We start from the raw sequence: 15,005 nt of genomic DNA, 5'->3' as shown, positions 1-15,005 counted from the left end.
GTCGGCTATTCCTGTGGAGGTGCGGGCACGGGGCTGCCGACCTGGGCGTCGCCCACGCAGACGTTCACCGTGGGGTCGAGGCCGTCGATGACGACCTCTGACCCCCCTCCGACGAGGTGCACGGTGAGCTCGCCGAGCCCCTCGTGCAGCTCGACCTCTTGCGACGCGCTCCCGAGGCGGACGGTGCCCTGCGTGTCGCTACCTGCGAGATAGCCGATGCGCACTGCCCAGTCCCACTCAAAGGCGGTGTCGGTGAGTGGGACAGCCACGCGACCGCCCTCGGACTGCCAGCCGCAAAGACCCTCAAAGGGCTCGGGGGAGGCTATGCCGTCAACCCGCATCGCCTGGAAAGTGCCGTCCGGCGCGAGGAGAAGTGGTTGCGTGAACACCTCACGAGACGCCATGTCGCTGCGCTGCTGCTCGGCGGCAACGGGTGCGACGAACGAGTGCACGCTGATCCACTCGTCGAACAGGCCGTCCATCACCCCGTTGGGCACCTTGGTGTTGTAGACCTGGCTGCCCTCAGGAAGAGCGGCCAGGGACTGGCGCGTGGTCTCGACAAAGTCCTTGTGGGGATTTCCGGCAGCGAACTCGGCATAGCCGTTGGCGCTGTGCAGCGCGAGGGCCAACCACACCGTGCAGGCGACGCCACTGACCCAGACCAGCGTCGACCGGGGAACCGCCGCCAGCCAGCGTCGGGCGTTGGGCAGCCAGGCATCCTCCTCATCGTCCAGTGGCATGAGACACATGCCGACCACCACGATGAGCGGGACGATCGCGTCCGCGAGATAGCGCGTCTCCAGGGCAGCGGCCGGACCCGAGAGCGCGACCCTGCCGACTGCTAACGCCGTGATCGAGCCACCGACGTAGACCAGCAGCGCGAACCAGGCCCGTCCGATCCGCCTCCTCGTCAGCAGGGACAGGACCACAATCGCCCCGAACACGATCCAGCAGGCCCAGTCGAAGAACCGGGGCGAGTCGACCATCGCCCCGGCATAACTGACCGGAAACCAGTCCCACGGCCCGCCGAGCGCGCCGGGAATCATCGTCCGGAACAGGCTCATATAGACGAAGTCGCCGAGTTGATCAACAGACGGCGCGATCACGTCGGTGCTGGCCTCCGCACGGGAGGACCCGTCGAGATAGATCACCAGATAGACGACGCTCGCTGCGGCATAGCCGGCCCACACCAGCCAGGTGCGTCTGAGGAGTCCGAGGATGTCACGCAATGTGATCCGCAGGGTGGGGGAGACGGCCAGGCTGAGGACGGCGATGAAGGGGACGTAGATGACGATCTTTTCAAAGCTGGCCAGCCCGAAGCAGTACCAGAAGATTGCCCACACCGCGTCCTCCCACTTGCCCGAGCGCAGGTAGACAACGTGGTTGGCGATGCCACCGGCCAGGGCCGCGGTCAGCGGCAGCCAGATGATGGCCGCCGACAGCCAGGTGAAGGCCGGGATGGTCAGCGGTGTGAGGCAGTAGAGCGCGAACGGGATCAGGATGAGGCCCCGGCGTCCGAAGAGCTCGGTGAGCATCCGCCATACGAGAATCGCGACCAGCACCTGGGCGACCAGCATGGCCAGCATCGCCACGTCCCAGTTCCACGGCGCGACCTTGGTCAGCAGCCACATGAAGCCGAAGCCGATGGGCTCGAAGTGGCCGGTGTGCACCCGGGTGAGGTAGTCCCAGCCGAGCTCGTGCTCCACGGCCCGGCTCTGCAGCATGAAGTCGTCGGTGACGAAGTGGCTGTCGCGCAGGATGTTGAACCGCACCGCGACCATCAGCGCCACAATCGCCAGGAAGCCCGTGCGGATCGGATCGCGCAGCAGCCAGGGGGTCTGTTCGGCCTCCGGGCCGCTGTCGGAGACGTCGGTCGAGGGCGCCTCCGCGGTCGTCATGCCCGCAGTATTCACCACCCGGTGACGATTGCTGGGCAGGCTCTGTGACGATGTCGGCATGCCTGAGGGACACACACTGCACCGTCTTGCCGGGGAACTCACCGAGGCGTATGCCGGGCACGCGCCCTCGGTGACCAGCCCCCAGGGCCGGTTCGCTGAGGGGGCTGCGTTGCTGGACGGGCACCTGGTCGAGCGCGGCTCCGCGTGGGGCAAGCTGCTCTTCCTGCACTTCGCGGGCGAGCGGGTCCTCTATGTGCACCTGGGCCTGATCGGCACGTTCGTGCTCTCCCCGGTCGAGGGACAGTCAGACCCGCCAGTTACCGGGGTGGTGCGGCTGCGGCTGCTCGACGACCGCACGGTCGCCGACCTGCGCGGACCGATGGCCTGCGAGGCTCTCACCCCCGAGGAGGCTGAGGCGCTCGTGGCCCGGCAGGGCCCGGACCCGTTGCGTGTCGAGTCCGACCCAGATGAGGCCTGGGCCAAGATCCATGCCTCCCGCCGGACCATCGCCGAGCTGCTCATGGACCAGACCGTGCTGGCCGGGGTCGGCAACATCTATCGGTGCGAGGTGCTGTGGCGACTCCGGATCAAGCCCTCGCTGCCGGGGGAGCGGATCAAGGCGGCCACCTGGCAGGCGATCTGGGACGACCTGTCCGAGCTCATGCCCTGGGGCGTGCGCACCGGTCGGATCATCACCCGTGATGAGGTGCTGCAGGACGTCGCGGACGCGCTGGCTGCGGGGGAGGACCTGCGGACCGTCGACGTGCCGCGTGACTTCTCCGTCTACCAGCGCAACGGGGAGCCGTGCCTGCGGTGCGGCTCGCACGTGCGGCACAAGGTCGTGGCCGGGCGCAACATGTTCTGGTGCGGCAACTGCCAGCGTCGGAGCTAGTCCCACGCCAAAAATAGAGAGGTTTCGTCCCTGCCTCATGCAAAAACATAGCGGTTTCGTCTATGCCGCGGACGGGCGCGCGGATCTTCGCGAACGTCTCCGACCTTGCGGGGTGGACCCACGAAACCCCTGCAAGAAGGCGGGGTGGACCTACGAAACCCCTGCAAGAAGGCGGGGTGGACCTACGAAACCCCTATATTTTTGCGGGGGTCAGCGGCGGTTGATCAGCTGGGCCGCCCAGACCTTGTCGCCGTACTCCCGCAGGTGCTCCATCCCGAGGATCTCGGTGAGCAGCTCGCGGGGTGAGGGGAAGTCCGGGCCGAGCCCCTCGTTGTAGAGCTGGTGCGCCTCAAGGGAGGCGACGGCCAGGTCGAAGGTGTCCGTGACGTCGAGGTAGTGGGTCGGCTGCGTCGAGGCCGCGATCGCGACATAGCGGATCCCGCCCCACGGCTCGAGCCCCTCGCCGAGCAACTCGGGAAAGATCCAGCGGTTGCCGGCGTCGGCGCAGGCATCCATCGCCGCCAGCCCGACGGCGCGGTGGTCGGCCTGGTTGACGAAGCCGCCGGGGAAGAACTCCTCGAAGGTGCCGATCACCAGCAGCTCCGGTCGGACCCGGCGGATGTGCGCCGCGATGGCCTTGCGCAGCGGCAGGCCGTACTCCACGATCCCGTCCGTGAAGTCGAGGAAGTCCACCCGGTCGACGCCGACCTCGGCGGCGCCGTCACGCTCCTCCTGGGCCCGTGCCGGAGCCGCCTCCTCGGGGGACATGCCGTCGATCCCGGCCTCGCCCCGGGTTGCGAGCAGATAGCTGACGGACTTGCCCGCGGCAGTCCATCCGGCGACCGCCGCCGCGGTGCCGTACTCCAGGTCGTCGGGATGCGCCACCACGCACAGCGCGGACTGCCAGTCATCGGGGAACTCAGCGAGCGTCATACTCGTGAGTGTGGCGCACAGAGGCGGTTGCGCACCAGGCCAGAGGCGTGCCTCCGGGCGGATTAACACCGGAGGTCGGGCCGCTGATAGTCTGGTCGATGCCGTATCACCGGCCGCGGGTCCAGAGAGCCCTGGTGGACAAGCCCAGGCGCGCCGCGCAACGAACCAAGGAGATGCCAATGCCATTGGACACTGCTGTGAAGAAGCAGATCATGGAGGAGTACGCCACCGTCGAGGGTGACACGGGCTCTCCTGAGGTGCAGGTCGCGATGCTCACGCAGCGCATCAAGGACCTTACTGAGCACTCGCGGGCGCACAAGCACGACCACCACAGCCGCCGCGGTCTGCTGCTGCTCGTCGGCCGTCGCAAGCGCCTGCTGAAATACCTCGAGGCGACCGACATCGAGCGCTACCGCGCGCTGATCAAGCGTCTCGGCCTGCGCCGCTGAAGTTTCGCAGGGGAGCGGCTCCCATCCCGGGGGCCGCTTCTTTGCGTATGACGGGCTGGTCCCGTCAGGTGGGCATGTCCCGCCACGGGTGGGGAATCTCCCCGCCCCGAAGGAAACAGCCGGGCACAACGACGATGCTCCGAGCTGCTGGATGAGAGAAAAGGAGGACCCGATGGAGGGTCCAGAGATCACATTCGCCGAAGCCGTCATTGACAACGGTTCGTTCGGCACCCGCACCGTCCGGTTCGAGACCGGGCGGCTGGCCAAGCAGGCCGGCGGATCCGTCACCGCCTATCTGGATGACGAGACCATGCTGCTGTCGACCACGACGGCCAGCAAGCACCCGAAGGACCACTTCGACTTCTTCCCCCTGACGGTGGATGTCGAGGAGCGCATGTATGCCGCGGGCAAGATCCCCGGCAGCTTCTTCCGTCGCGAGGGTCGCCCCTCGACCGACGCCATTCTCACCTGCCGGTTGATCGATCGGCCGCTGCGCCCGACCTTCGCCAAGGGCCTGCGCAACGAGGTCCAGGTTGTCATCACCGTCCTGTCCCTGAACCCGGACCACCAGTACGACGTGCTGGCGATCAACGCCGCGTCGCTGTCCACCCAGATCTCGGGCCTGCCGTTCAGCGGCCCCATCGGTGGTGTCCGGATCTCGCTGATCGACGACCAGTGGGTCGCCTTCCCCAACTTCAGTGATGCCGAGCGCTCCACCTTCGACATGGTCGTGGCCGGCCGCGTCGTGGGTGAGACCACGGACGGCAACGGCAATGCTGTCCCGGATGTCGCGATCATGATGGTCGAGGCCGAGTCCACCGAGGCCACCTGGGACCTGGTCAAGACCCTGGGCAAGACCGCGCCGACCGAGGAGGTCGTCGCTCAGGGCCTGGAGGCCGCCAAGGGCTTCATCGCCACCCTGTGCAAGGCACAGTCCGAGCTGGCCTCTTCGGCCGCCAAGGAGGTGCAGGAGTTCCCGCGCTTCCTGGACTACCAGGACGACGCCTACGCCGCTGTCGAGGGTGAGGTCAAGACGGACCTGTCCGCCGCGCTGCAGATCGCGGGCAAGGCTGAGCGTGAGGACCGCATCTCCGAGATCAAGACGGCCATGAAGGGCAAGCTGCTCGGCCTGCGCTGGGACGCCGCAGGCGACTCGGATGTCACCGAGGACGCGCCGTTCGCCGGTCGCGACAAGGAGCTCGACGCGGCCTACCGCGCCGTGCAGAAGGAGCTGATCCGCGAGCGGATCATCACCGAGAAGATCCGCATCGATGGTCGCGGCCTGGCCGACATCCGTGCGCTCAGCGCCGAGGTCGAGGTCATCCCGCGCGCCCACGGCTCGGCCATCTTCGAGCGCGGCGAGACCCAGATCATGGGCGTCACCACCCTCAACATGCTGCGCATGGAGCAGCAGCTGGACACCCTCTCCCCGGTGACCCGCAAGCGCTACATGCACAACTACAACTTCCCGCCCTACAGCACCGGTGAGACCGGTCGCGTGGGCTCCCCGAAGCGTCGCGAGATCGGTCACGGCGCGCTCGCCGAGCGTGCCCTGATGCCGGTCCTGCCGACCCGCGAGGAGTTCCCCTACGCGATCCGTCAGGTCTCCGAGGCCCTGAGCTCCAACGGCTCGACCTCGATGGGCTCGGTCTGCGCGTCCACGATGTCGCTGCTCAACGCCGGTGTGCCGCTGCGCGCCCCGGTCGCGGGCATCGCGATGGGCCTGGTCTCCGTGGAGGTTGACGGCAAGACCGAGTATGCCGCGCTGACCGACATCCTCGGTGCCGAGGATGCCTTCGGTGACATGGACTTCAAGGTTGCCGGCACGCGGGAGTTTGTCACCGCCATCCAGCTCGACACCAAACTGGACGGCATCCCCGCCTCCGTGCTCGGTGGTGCGCTGACCCAGGCGCACGACGCGCGTCTGCACATCCTGGACGTCATGAACGAGGCCATCGACGTGCCGGACGAGATGAGCCCCTACGCTCCTCGCGTCATCGCGGTCAAGGTCCCCGTCGACAAGATCGGTGAGGTCATCGGCCCGAAGGGCAAGATGATCAACCAGATCCAGGAGGAGACCGGCGCCGACATCTCGATCGAGGACGACGGCACCGTCTACATCGGCGCCACCGACGGCCCCTCGGCCGAGGCAGCTCGCGCGGCGGTCAACGCGATCGCCAACCCGCAGATGCCCGAGATCGGTGAGCGCTTCCTGGGCACCGTCGTGAAGACGACGACCTTCGGTGCGTTCATCTCGCTACTCCCGGGCAAGGATGGGCTGCTGCACATCTCCGAGATCCGCAAGCTCGTCGGCGGCAAGCGCATCGACGCCGTCGAGGACGTCATGTCCGTGGGCCAGAAGGTCCAGGTCGAGCTCAAGGAGATCGACCCGCGCGGCAAGCTCTCGCTGGCTGCTGTGGTCGCGGACAACGGTGACGACACCGCTGCCGCGACGGCCGAGGCTCCCGTGCTCGACGAGGGTGCCGCCACCCCGGAGGCTCCGGCGCACGTGCCGGCCGCTCCCGAGGACGCACCGGCGGAGGAGGCCCAGGCTCCGGTCGAGACCGACGGCGACACCCAGGGTGACGCCGACGGTGACGACTCCGACAACGACTCCGACAACGACTCCGAGGGTCGGGACCGCCCGCGCCGCAACCGCCGCCGTCGCGGTGGCCGTGGCCGTGGTGGCAACGACTCCGGTGGCGACAACGCTGGTGGCGACGACTCGGGCAACTCCGAGGACTGATCCACCTCAGGTCTGACCCCTCCCGGGTCGGACCGCCTCCCGCACACACCAGTGGCCGGGTCCCCGAGGGGGCCCGGCCACTGGTGTGTGTGGGGCTTGGGCCACTGACGTCAGCGGTGCCGCAGCCCCAGGACGTCTCCCGGCTCGCACTCGAGCACGTCGCAGATGGCCGTCAGTGTCGAGAAGCGCACGGCCTTGGCACGATTGTTCTTCAGGACCGACAGGTTCACGATCGTCACGCCCACCCGCTCCGCCAGCTCGGTCAGCGTCATCCCGCGGTCCAGGAGGAGTTCATCCAGGCGCGAGACAATTCGGTGGCCCTCGGAGCCATCGATATCGGCCGGGGTCATCAGACGAGCCCCTCGACGTCGTCGGCCAGGAGGGCGCCCCGGCGGAAGAACTCGGCGAGGCACAGCAGCAGCAGCCCGACGCCGATGAAGGCCAGAGGCAGTGACGCGCTCGCCAGGAGCGGACTGCCCGCCCCCAGGAGCTCCTGACCGTCCATCGCCAGGGCCATCGTGCCGAAGCTGTCGGCCATCCCCGTCACGGCGCCCCCAAACAGCACGATCAGAGCCGCAGCCATGAGCCATCGGGCGTTGCGCCGGTGAAAGGGTGTGCCGGTCCGCAGGGACCGGACGACCTGGAGCAGGCAGTATGCCGCGCCGGTCACCACCGCGGGCCCCAGCACCAGGGGTGCCGCGGCCAGCAGCACCTGACCCGTGCTGGCCCCGGTCAGGGTGAGCTCACCTTGCGTGGTCTCGAGGACGGCACCGGTCGCAGAGCCCAGGGGCTGCTGGGTGACAGCGACCGGGATCGCGATCTCACGGTCGGTGAAGAGATTGACGAGCGCGATGGCGCTGAGGATGACGGCCACCAGCATGACCGCCAGCAGCAGGCCCTCGAGGATGATCTGGCTGGGACGGTCCCACCCGGCGATGCGACGGACTCTGGCTGACATTGAACTCCCCTTATCGACAATCGATGTTATCGATAAACATATGCATCGAGTATCGATATGTCAAGAGGCAAAAATCGAGGCCGCCCGGGTGGGGCGGCCTCGATGCGTTGGGGGGTTTCAGGCAGCGCTGCGCGGAGTGTGGCGGGCGTGCTTGGACTCGCCGACGTGCCAGCGCATCTCCATGTGAGTGTGGCCGTCTGTGTCAGTCACGGGGACCCAGCTGACCAGTGGCGCCTGCGGCTTCGTGTCGCGGATGCTCTGCGCCTTGACCATTGCTGTCACCTCTCGTTCATCTTCTGTTTACCTACCGTACCGCGTAAAGACATGAAAGGCCAGCCATATGCCTGACGAGCGCGTTTCGGGTGTGCCTGGTGAGGGGTGTGAGGCTCATGTGACTCATGAGGTGAACGGAAGGTGAACTGAGGGCGTCGAGACGTCGGGCGGGGCAGGCTGGGACGGATCGACCCGGGCGGGTCGGAACGGGTCGACGGGCGACCGCTCGGTCACTGTCGGTGTGGGCCCTCGCGGGGGTAGCCGTCGCGCACGGCTCCGCTGACCTCGGACACGAGGAGCTCCAACGGGCCGCGCATCCTGGTGAGGGCGAAGGCAGCGCCCACGACGAGGGCACCGACGATGTGCCACCGCAGGTCCAGCGCCCAGTCAGCGTGCCCGCTGGCCGCGTCGCTGCGTCCGGCGGCGACGAGGAGGACGTGCACGGCAAACAGGGTCAGAGTCATGGTGCCGGCCCCCGCGGCGACCTGGACCCAGCGCCGCCGTGAGCCGAGGGCCTCCACCGCCATCAGGCTCGCCCCGATGATGAGCATCGACGTGCCGATCGTGTGGGTCAGGTCGACGATCGACCCACTGTGCGGTGACCACACCCACAGCCACGACCAGGATCCGGTCGGGGTGGTCCCGTAGAGCCCGATCCGCAACAGGTGCTCGAGATCGGCCCAGGTGTCCACCTGGCCCCGGTCGAAGGTGATCATCAGGTGGTCTCGCACCGTCTCGCTGCGGGTCATCAACCGGGCCACCGCGAGGCCGAGCAGTCCCAGCCACGCCCCGATGACGAACAGTCGGTGCCGGACGGCGGCAGAGCGCAGGTCGAGTCGGCCGATCGCCATGCCGGCAAATAGATAGGTGGCCCAGGTCAGCACCGGGTAGTAGCCGGTGACCGTCAGCTCGGTGAGCAGCAGGAGGGGGTCGGCCAGCGAGGTGGGGTCGGGGACCACGAACTCCGGTGCGGGCAGGTGGGGGCGCACGGCGAGGCTGGCGATGGGGGAGAGCACGCCCCAGCACAGGGCGAGGATGGCCAGGGACCGTGCCGACCAGGTGATGACCGGGATGGCGACCAGGAAGAGGGCACCATAAAAGGTCAGGATGACGGCCAGGCCGGAGTCTGGCGCGCCGAGGAAGAGTCCGATCAGCGCGATGAGGAGGGCGCGGGTGGCCAGGGCGAGCCGGTTTCCCGTGGTGGTGCGGTCAGGACGTGGGCGGGTCGTGAGCGCGATGGAGACTCCGGCCAGCACGGCGAAGAGGGCCGCTGACCGGCCAGCGGTGATCTGAAACCAGGTGTTGACGCCGCCGGGGCCGTCGTCGCCCTGCGCGAGGTGGGCGGTGATCATGCCGAGCAGCGCCAGGCACCGGGCCAGGTCAATGCCGACGATGCGGGTCATGGGCATCACAGGAAGGCTCGCACGAGCGCAGCGGTCACCGCCGCTGCTGCGACGACCAGCAGGAATGGTGCGCGCAGGATGAGCAGCAGGACCGCCACGGCGACACCGGCCGCGCGGGCGTCCAGGACCGGGTGCCCCTCGGTGGTCAGCACCGCCTGGGTCACGATCAGGGCCGAGAGCAGGGCAACCGGCAGCAGTGGCGTCACGCGGTGCACCCACGGGATGTCCAGGACGTGTTGGGGGACCAGATAGCCCGCGAGCTTCAGGCCGTAGGCCAGCGCGCAGGCGGCGAGCATGGCAAGCCACATCGTCATGGAGCGAGCGCCTCCTCAGCCTCGGTGCTGCGGGTGCGTCGCGGCAGGCCCACCAGCAGGGCCGCCAGCACAGCGGCCAGCACCGGGACGCCGGCAGGGGCGAAGGGGGCGGTCACCACGGTGATCAGCACCGCGAGGGCGGCGACGGCCAAGGGGTCCCGTCCGCGCAGCCGGGGCCAGAGGAGCCCGACAAAGGCTGCGGCCGCGGCAGCGTCGAGCCCGTAGGTGCGCGGGTCTCCCATGGCCTCTCCGGCGATGGCGCCGAGGAAGGTCGTGGCGTTCCACAGCACGAAGATGCCGGCGCCGGTCAGCCAGAAGCCGATCCGCTGCTGTCGGGGCTCGGCCTGGGTGATCGCGACGGCGGTCGACTCGTCGATCGTGAGGTGGGCCGCCAGTGGTCGCGCCCACCGGTGGACACCCAGCAGCTGCGAGACCTGCAGTCCGTAGAAGCCGTTGCGCACCCCCAGCAGGGTCGAGCTGGCGACGGCGGCGATGGGACTGCCGCCGGCCCCGATGACGCCGAAGAAGGCGAACTGCGACCCGCCGCTGAACAGCAGCAGGGACAGTGCCATGGCCTGGAGCACGGACAGCCCCGCAGCCACGGCGAGGGCTCCGGCGGTCACCCCGTAGAGCCCGGTGGCCAGTGCGACTCCCAGGGACTTGCGGATGACGGCACGGTCCTCGGTGGAGCGGTCCGCTGATTCGGAGACCCCAGTGAGTGGCGCCTGCTCGGGCGTCACAGCTCCGCCCGGACCCGGACCTCACGGATCGTCTCGCCCGCAGGCCCCACGACCCGCTCCCGCCAGGCGCCGTCCGGCACCAGGCCGGCAGCGTCGGTGAAGGCGCGGGACTGCTCGTCCAGCGACGGCAGCCACGCCAGCACGGCGGTGCGGTCCCCGGCCCGCAGGGTGTCGGCGGCCGCGTTGAGCAACCGGGATCCGTGACCGACCCGGCGCGCATCCGGGTGCACGGCGAGCACTGCGAGCTCGCCGTCCGTCGCGGTGACCGACTCGTCGGTGACCTCGGCCGGGCCGATAGCGGCGAAGCCGACGACCTGGTCTCCGGCGCAGGCGACCAGCAGCCGGTGCAGCGGGCTGGGCGGGTCCTTGAGGGACTGGCGCCAGACCGAGGCGAAGGCCGGTGCCTCGAAGGTTTCCAGGACCTCGGCAGGGACGGTGTCGGCGAAGGCAGCGCGCCAGACGGTGGCCTGGACCAGCCCCACCGCGGGTGCGTCGCTGACGCGGCCGGTGCGGACGCTGGCGTCGGCAAGGGGTCCGGGCTCGTGGTGGTGGTGGGAGGTCACCCCTCCAGTGTCCAACACCAGCCTGGCGGGTCTGGCACGGGTCGTGGTGTTGTGACACTTGATCCGCCACATGACGACGTGAGTGTTACACAATAGCCCGTCGTGCGGCATACTGGAAGCATGTATGGCAACGACTTCGGTGAGCCCCTGAACGCGGCCGAGACCTCTGACTACACCGACGTAGTCCAGGAGTACTTCGACGGCCTGATCGGTGCGGACAAGCGGATCGAGCCGCGCGACGCCATGCCCGAGGGCTATCGCAAGACGCTCATCCGGCAGATCGCCCAGCACGCGCACTCCGAGATCATCGGCATGCAGCCAGAGGCCAACTGGATCAGCCGCGCCCCGAGCCTGCGGCGCAAGGCGATCCTGATGGCCAAGGTGCAGGACGAGGCCGGCCACGGGCTCTACCTCTACTCCGCCGCCGAGACGCTCGGGGTGGACCGCGAGGAACTGCTCGACAAGCTGCACAACGGCCAGCAGAAGTACTCCTCGATCTTCAACTACCCGACGCTGACCTGGGCCGATGCCGGGGCGATTGGCTGGCTGGTCGACGGCGCCGCGATCATGAACCAGGTGCCGCTGTGCCGCTGCTCCTACGGCCCCTACGCCCGGGCGATGATCCGCGTGTGCAAGGAGGAGTCCTTCCACCAGCGTCAGGGCTTTGAGATCCTCTGGACACTGTCCAACGGCACCGAGGCACAGAAGGCGATGGCCCAGGACGCCGCTAACCGCTGGTGGTGGCCCTCGCTGATGATGTTTGGCCCGCCCGACACCGGCGAGGCCGCGGCCCCGGGCGGGCACACCGAGCAGAACATGGCGTGGGGCATCAAGCGGTTCAGCAACGATGACCTGCGACAGAAGTTCGTCGACATGACGGTCCCGCAGGCACAGAAGCTCGGGCTGACCCTGCCGGATCCCGACCTGGCCTGGAACGAGGAGCGCGGCCACTGGGACTTCGGCCCCATCGACTGGGACGAGTTCTGGCGGGTGCTCAAGGGTGACGGCCCGTGCAACGAGCAGCGGATCACCCACCGCCGCACTGCCCACGAGGACGGCGCCTGGGTGCGCGAGGCAGCCAACGCCTATGCCGCCAAGGCGGCCGCGAAGCAGGAGGTTGCATGACCGCCGACGACCAGACCGCCGCCGTGCAGCCGCAGGGCAGCCGGGACAACTGGCCGCTCTGGGAGGTCTTCGTCCGGGCCAAGCGGGGGCTGTCGCACGTGCACTCCGGGTCCTTGCACGCGCCCGACGCGGAGATGGCGCTGCGCAACGCGCGCGACCTCTACACCCGTCGCCAGGAGGGAGTCTCGATCTGGGTGATCAAGTCCGCTGACATCACCGCGAGCAGCCCCGACGAGCGGGACAGTTTCTTCGACCCGGCCGCCGACAAGGTCTACCGGCACGCGTCGTTCTATGACGTGCCCGAGGACGTGGAGTACCTGTGAGCGACGCCCACGCGTCATACGTCCTCGGTCTGGCCGACGACGCCCTGATCTATGCCCAACGGCTGGGGGAGTGGCTCACCCGCGCCCCGCAGATCGAGGAGGATCTGGCGCTGGGCAACATCGGCCTCGACCTGCTCGGGCAGGCCCGTGCGCTGTTGACCCGGGTCGGGGAGCTCGAGGGCGAGGGACGCGACGAGGACGACCTGGCCTACCTGCGCGACGAGCGCGAGTTCCGCAACGTGCACCTGGTCGAGCAGCCCCGGGGTGACTTCGGTCAGGAGATGGCGCGGCTGCTCTGGTTCGCGTCCTACCAGCACGAGCTGTATGCCGCGCTGCTCACCTCCTCCGACGAGGTCGTGGCCGGCGTCGCCGCCAAGGCGCTCAAGGAGGTCGACTATCACCGCGACCACGCCGGCCACTGGGTTGTGCGGCTGGGTGACGGGACACCGGAGTCGCACGAGCGGATGCAGGCCGGGCTCGAGGCGGTGCTGCCCTATCTGGCAGAGCTCTTCGACGACGACGAGGCCAGCTTGCGAGCTGCCGAGGCTGGTGTCGGTGTCCTGCCGTCGACGCTGCACGACGCCGTCGTCGCGCACGTCTCCGTAGTGGTGGCGGAGGCGACCCTGGACCTGCCCGACGACTCGCGCTGGCGCTCTCGTGGTGGCCGCGAGGGGGTCCACTCCCAACCGATGGGCTATCTGTTGGCGGAGCTGCAGCACATCCACCGCAGCCACCCCGGGGCGAGCTGGTGAGCGCGGTGGCGACGGTGCTGACGGCCGCGCAGGTGGCCGAGCTGGAGCAGAAGATCCGCGACATCCCGGACCCCGAGATCCCGGTCATCTCGATCGACGATCTCGGCATCGTGCGCGACATCAGCGTGGATGCGGACGGCGGCTTGGTGCGGGTCACGATCACCCCGACCTACAGCGGGTGCCCGGCGGTGCAGGCGATCAGCGACCACATCAGCTGGACGGTGCGACAGCAGGGCCTGGAGGCGGAGGTGGACACCACACTGTCGCCGGCCTGGACCACCGACTGGATGAGCGAAAAGGGCCGGGAGTCGTTGCGGCGCTTCGGGATCGCACCGCCCACGGGGACACGCCCCGCCGGGCCTGTCGCGGTCGGACTGTCGGTGCGCCAGGTCGCCTGCCCGACCTGTGGGTCGCTGGAGACCGAGGAGCTGTCCCGCTTCGGGGGGACGGCGTGCAAGGCGCTGCGACGCTGCCTGACCTGCCGGGAGCCGTTCGAGGAGTTCAAGGCGATCTGATGCACCTGACCACCACCAAACCCAAGCGGACGCGGGCCATCTTCCACGCGCTCACGATCAGCCGCGTCGAGCCACTGACCGACGAGGCCATCGCTATCAGTTTCACGATCCCCGACGGGCTGCGTGACGACTATGTCTTCGAGCCTGGCCAGCACCTGACCCTGCGGGCCACGGTGGGCGGCGAGGAGGTCCGTCGGTCCTACTCGATCTGTGTCTCCCGGCTGCGCGCGCGTGAGACCGGGGAGCTGCGGGTCGCGACGGCACGGGTGCCCGAGGGTGCCATGTCCTCCTGGCTGCACGAGAGTGCCGAGCCCGGTGAGGTGCTCGACGTCATGACGCCGATCGGCGGCTTCACCTGCCCGACCGACCCCGGCGCTGCCCGGCACCACGTGGCGATCGCGGCCGGGTCGGGGATCACGCCGGTGATGTCACTGCTGACGACCGCGCTGGAGGAGGAGCCGCACTCCCGGGCCACTCTCATCTTCGGCAACCGGCGCATCGACACCATCATGTTCCTCGAGGAGCTGATGGACCTCAAGAACCGCTTCCCCGACCGGTTCACCCTCTTCAACGTGCTCTCCCGCGAGGCCCAGGAGGTCGAGCTACTCAGCGGACGCATCGACCGGGAGCGTCTCGAGGGCTTCTTCGAGGCCTTTATTCCGGTCGACGACGTGGACGAGTGGTATCTCTGCGGGCCCCTCGGCATGGTCGAGACAGCCCGGGAGGCACTGGCCGTGCACGGGGTGGACAGCCAGCACGTGCACCACGAGGTGTTCCACGTCGCGGACGCGCCGCCACCACCGCCTCCGCCGCCTGCTGACGCCACACCGCTGGCGATGGTCACCGTCACGCTCGACGGACGGATCACGCAGGTGCCCGTGCGCAGCAGGTCGGAGTCGATCCTCGCCGCCACGTTGCGCGAGCGCTCCGATGCGCCATTCAGCTGCACCAACGGTGTCTGTGGCACGTGCCGGGCACGGGTCGTCGAGGGGGAGGTCACGATGGACCGCAACTATGCGCTCGAGCCGGACGAGGTCGCGGCCGGCATCGTGCTGACCTGCCAGTCGCACCCGGTCACCGATGAGGTCGTGCTGGACTACGACGCCTAACCTCCGCCTAAC

The 15,005-nt window shown here is 68.7% G+C and carries 16 protein-coding genes; 8 read left to right on the top strand and 8 right to left on the bottom strand.

The features are described 5' to 3' along the window. Positions 1-5: 5 nt before the first annotated feature. The gene (locus FNH13_RS14060) at positions 6-1,898 is read right to left on the bottom strand and encodes a hypothetical protein (RefSeq protein WP_143784003.1); all 1,893 of its coding nucleotides are present in this window, start codon (positions 1,896-1,898) and stop codon (positions 6-8) included. Between the two features lie 58 nt (positions 1,899-1,956). Between FNH13_RS14060 and FNH13_RS14055 the strand changes: the two genes are divergently transcribed. Then, positions 1,957-2,790 carry an Fpg/Nei family DNA glycosylase gene (locus FNH13_RS14055; RefSeq protein ID WP_143784002.1) on the top strand — a complete coding sequence of 278 codons (834 nt, stop codon included), beginning with the start codon at positions 1,957-1,959 and terminating at the stop codon, positions 2,788-2,790. Positions 2,791-3,000: 210 nt separating this feature from the next. On the opposite strand, the gene FNH13_RS14050 is transcribed toward FNH13_RS14055, so the two are convergent. Then, a complete protein-coding gene (locus FNH13_RS14050) occupies positions 3,001-3,723 on the bottom strand; it encodes a PIG-L deacetylase family protein (RefSeq protein ID WP_143784001.1) in 723 nt (240 codons plus the stop codon). Between the two features lie 179 nt (positions 3,724-3,902). Here FNH13_RS14050 and rpsO point away from each other — a divergent pair, with 179 nt between their 5' ends. Together rpsO and FNH13_RS14040 are read left to right on the top strand one after the other, a co-directional pair. After that, the gene (rpsO, locus tag FNH13_RS14045; RefSeq protein WP_143784000.1) at positions 3,903-4,172 is read left to right on the top strand and encodes a 30S ribosomal protein S15; all 270 of its coding nucleotides are present in this window, start codon (positions 3,903-3,905) and stop codon (positions 4,170-4,172) included. 172 nt (positions 4,173-4,344) lie between these two features. Next, positions 4,345-6,918 (top strand): polyribonucleotide nucleotidyltransferase, encoded by a 2,574-nt coding sequence (locus tag FNH13_RS14040; RefSeq protein ID WP_143783999.1) that lies wholly within the window; start codon positions 4,345-4,347, stop codon positions 6,916-6,918. 110 nt (positions 6,919-7,028) lie between these two features. Here the strand turns inward: FNH13_RS14040 and FNH13_RS14035 are convergent, their stop codons facing one another. The 6 genes from FNH13_RS14035 to FNH13_RS14010 form a co-directional block, all read right to left on the bottom strand. Further along, the gene (locus FNH13_RS14035) at positions 7,029-7,268 is read right to left on the bottom strand and encodes a helix-turn-helix domain-containing protein (protein WP_143783998.1); all 240 of its coding nucleotides are present in this window, start codon (positions 7,266-7,268) and stop codon (positions 7,029-7,031) included. Beyond that, positions 7,268-7,876, bottom strand: coding sequence for a DUF2975 domain-containing protein (locus tag FNH13_RS14030; protein WP_143783997.1), 609 nt, complete (start codon positions 7,874-7,876; stop codon positions 7,268-7,270). Before FNH13_RS14030 ends, FNH13_RS14035 begins: the two co-directional genes overlap by 1 nt. Positions 7,877-8,379: 503 nt before the next feature. After that, entirely contained in the window at positions 8,380-9,552 is a 1,173-nt protein-coding gene (locus tag FNH13_RS14025) for a heparan-alpha-glucosaminide N-acetyltransferase domain-containing protein (protein WP_165700121.1), read from the bottom strand. Positions 9,553-9,557: 5 nt separating this feature from the next. After that, positions 9,558-9,866 (bottom strand): AzlD domain-containing protein, encoded by a 309-nt coding sequence (locus FNH13_RS14020; RefSeq protein WP_143783995.1) that lies wholly within the window; start codon positions 9,864-9,866, stop codon positions 9,558-9,560. After that, a complete protein-coding gene (locus tag FNH13_RS14015) occupies positions 9,863-10,606 on the bottom strand; it encodes an AzlC family ABC transporter permease (protein ID WP_143783994.1) in 744 nt (247 codons plus the stop codon). Before FNH13_RS14015 ends, FNH13_RS14020 begins: the two co-directional genes overlap by 4 nt. Further along, positions 10,603-11,169 carry a GNAT family N-acetyltransferase gene (locus FNH13_RS14010; protein ID WP_228266412.1) on the bottom strand — a complete coding sequence of 189 codons (567 nt, stop codon included), beginning with the start codon at positions 11,167-11,169 and terminating at the stop codon, positions 10,603-10,605. Before FNH13_RS14010 ends, FNH13_RS14015 begins: the two co-directional genes overlap by 4 nt. Before the next feature lie 120 nt (positions 11,170-11,289). Here FNH13_RS14010 and paaA point away from each other — a divergent pair, with 120 nt between their 5' ends. From paaA to paaE, 5 genes are read left to right on the top strand one after another with little or no spacing between them, the layout of a single operon-like run. Beyond that, positions 11,290-12,294, top strand: a complete 1,005-nt coding sequence (gene paaA, locus FNH13_RS14005; RefSeq protein WP_143783992.1) for a 1,2-phenylacetyl-CoA epoxidase subunit PaaA — start codon at positions 11,290-11,292, stop codon at positions 12,292-12,294. Next, complete coding sequence (gene paaB / locus FNH13_RS14000; protein WP_143783991.1) at positions 12,291-12,617, top strand: 1,2-phenylacetyl-CoA epoxidase subunit PaaB; 327 nt, start codon at positions 12,291-12,293, stop codon at positions 12,615-12,617. The genes paaA and paaB overlap by 4 nt, the downstream gene beginning before the upstream one ends. Then, positions 12,614-13,369: a 1,2-phenylacetyl-CoA epoxidase subunit PaaC gene (paaC, locus tag FNH13_RS13995; protein WP_143783990.1), complete on the top strand. Its 756-nt coding sequence runs from the start codon at positions 12,614-12,616 to the stop codon at positions 13,367-13,369. The genes paaB and paaC overlap by 4 nt, the downstream gene beginning before the upstream one ends. A gap of 5 nt (positions 13,370-13,374) precedes the next feature. Continuing rightward, positions 13,375-13,884 (top strand): 1,2-phenylacetyl-CoA epoxidase subunit PaaD, encoded by a 510-nt coding sequence (gene paaD, locus FNH13_RS13990; protein WP_321169198.1) that lies wholly within the window; start codon positions 13,375-13,377, stop codon positions 13,882-13,884. Continuing rightward, the gene (gene paaE / locus FNH13_RS13985) at positions 13,884-14,993 is read left to right on the top strand and encodes a 1,2-phenylacetyl-CoA epoxidase subunit PaaE (RefSeq protein WP_143783989.1); all 1,110 of its coding nucleotides are present in this window, start codon (positions 13,884-13,886) and stop codon (positions 14,991-14,993) included. The genes paaD and paaE overlap by 1 nt, the downstream gene beginning before the upstream one ends. The last annotated feature ends 12 nt before the right edge of the window (positions 14,994-15,005 follow it).

Source organism: Ornithinimicrobium ciconiae, from assembly GCF_007197575.1.
Classification (GTDB): domain Bacteria; phylum Actinomycetota; class Actinomycetes; order Actinomycetales; family Dermatophilaceae; genus Ornithinicoccus; species Ornithinicoccus ciconiae.
This window is presented reverse-complemented; position numbering and strand designations above follow the sequence as displayed.

What these genes read in the sequence shown, in the direction of transcription:
- paaB (WP_143783991.1), top strand. Translation starts at nt 12,291, where the DNA reads ATGACCGCCGACGACCAGACCGCCGCCGTGCAGCCGCAGGGCAGCCGG.
- paaA (WP_143783992.1), top strand. Translation starts at nt 11,290, where the DNA reads ATGTATGGCAACGACTTCGGTGAGCCCCTGAACGCGGCCGAGACCTCT.
- FNH13_RS14050 (WP_143784001.1), bottom strand. Translation starts at nt 3,723, where the DNA reads ATGACGCTCGCTGAGTTCCCCGATGACTGGCAGTCCGCGCTGTGCGTG.
- paaE (WP_143783989.1), top strand. Translation starts at nt 13,884, where the DNA reads ATGCACCTGACCACCACCAAACCCAAGCGGACGCGGGCCATCTTCCAC.
- FNH13_RS14035 (WP_143783998.1), bottom strand. Translation starts at nt 7,268, where the DNA reads ATGACCCCGGCCGATATCGATGGCTCCGAGGGCCACCGAATTGTCTCG.
- FNH13_RS14060 (WP_143784003.1), bottom strand. Translation starts at nt 1,898, where the DNA reads ATGACGACCGCGGAGGCGCCCTCGACCGACGTCTCCGACAGCGGCCCG.
- FNH13_RS14020 (WP_143783995.1), bottom strand. Translation starts at nt 9,866, where the DNA reads ATGACGATGTGGCTTGCCATGCTCGCCGCCTGCGCGCTGGCCTACGGC.
- FNH13_RS14030 (WP_143783997.1), bottom strand. Translation starts at nt 7,876, where the DNA reads ATGTCAGCCAGAGTCCGTCGCATCGCCGGGTGGGACCGTCCCAGCCAG.
- FNH13_RS14055 (WP_143784002.1), top strand. Translation starts at nt 1,957, where the DNA reads ATGCCTGAGGGACACACACTGCACCGTCTTGCCGGGGAACTCACCGAG.
- rpsO (WP_143784000.1), top strand. Translation starts at nt 3,903, where the DNA reads ATGCCATTGGACACTGCTGTGAAGAAGCAGATCATGGAGGAGTACGCC.
- FNH13_RS14025 (WP_165700121.1), bottom strand. Translation starts at nt 9,552, where the DNA reads ATGACCCGCATCGTCGGCATTGACCTGGCCCGGTGCCTGGCGCTGCTC.
- FNH13_RS14040 (WP_143783999.1), top strand. Translation starts at nt 4,345, where the DNA reads ATGGAGGGTCCAGAGATCACATTCGCCGAAGCCGTCATTGACAACGGT.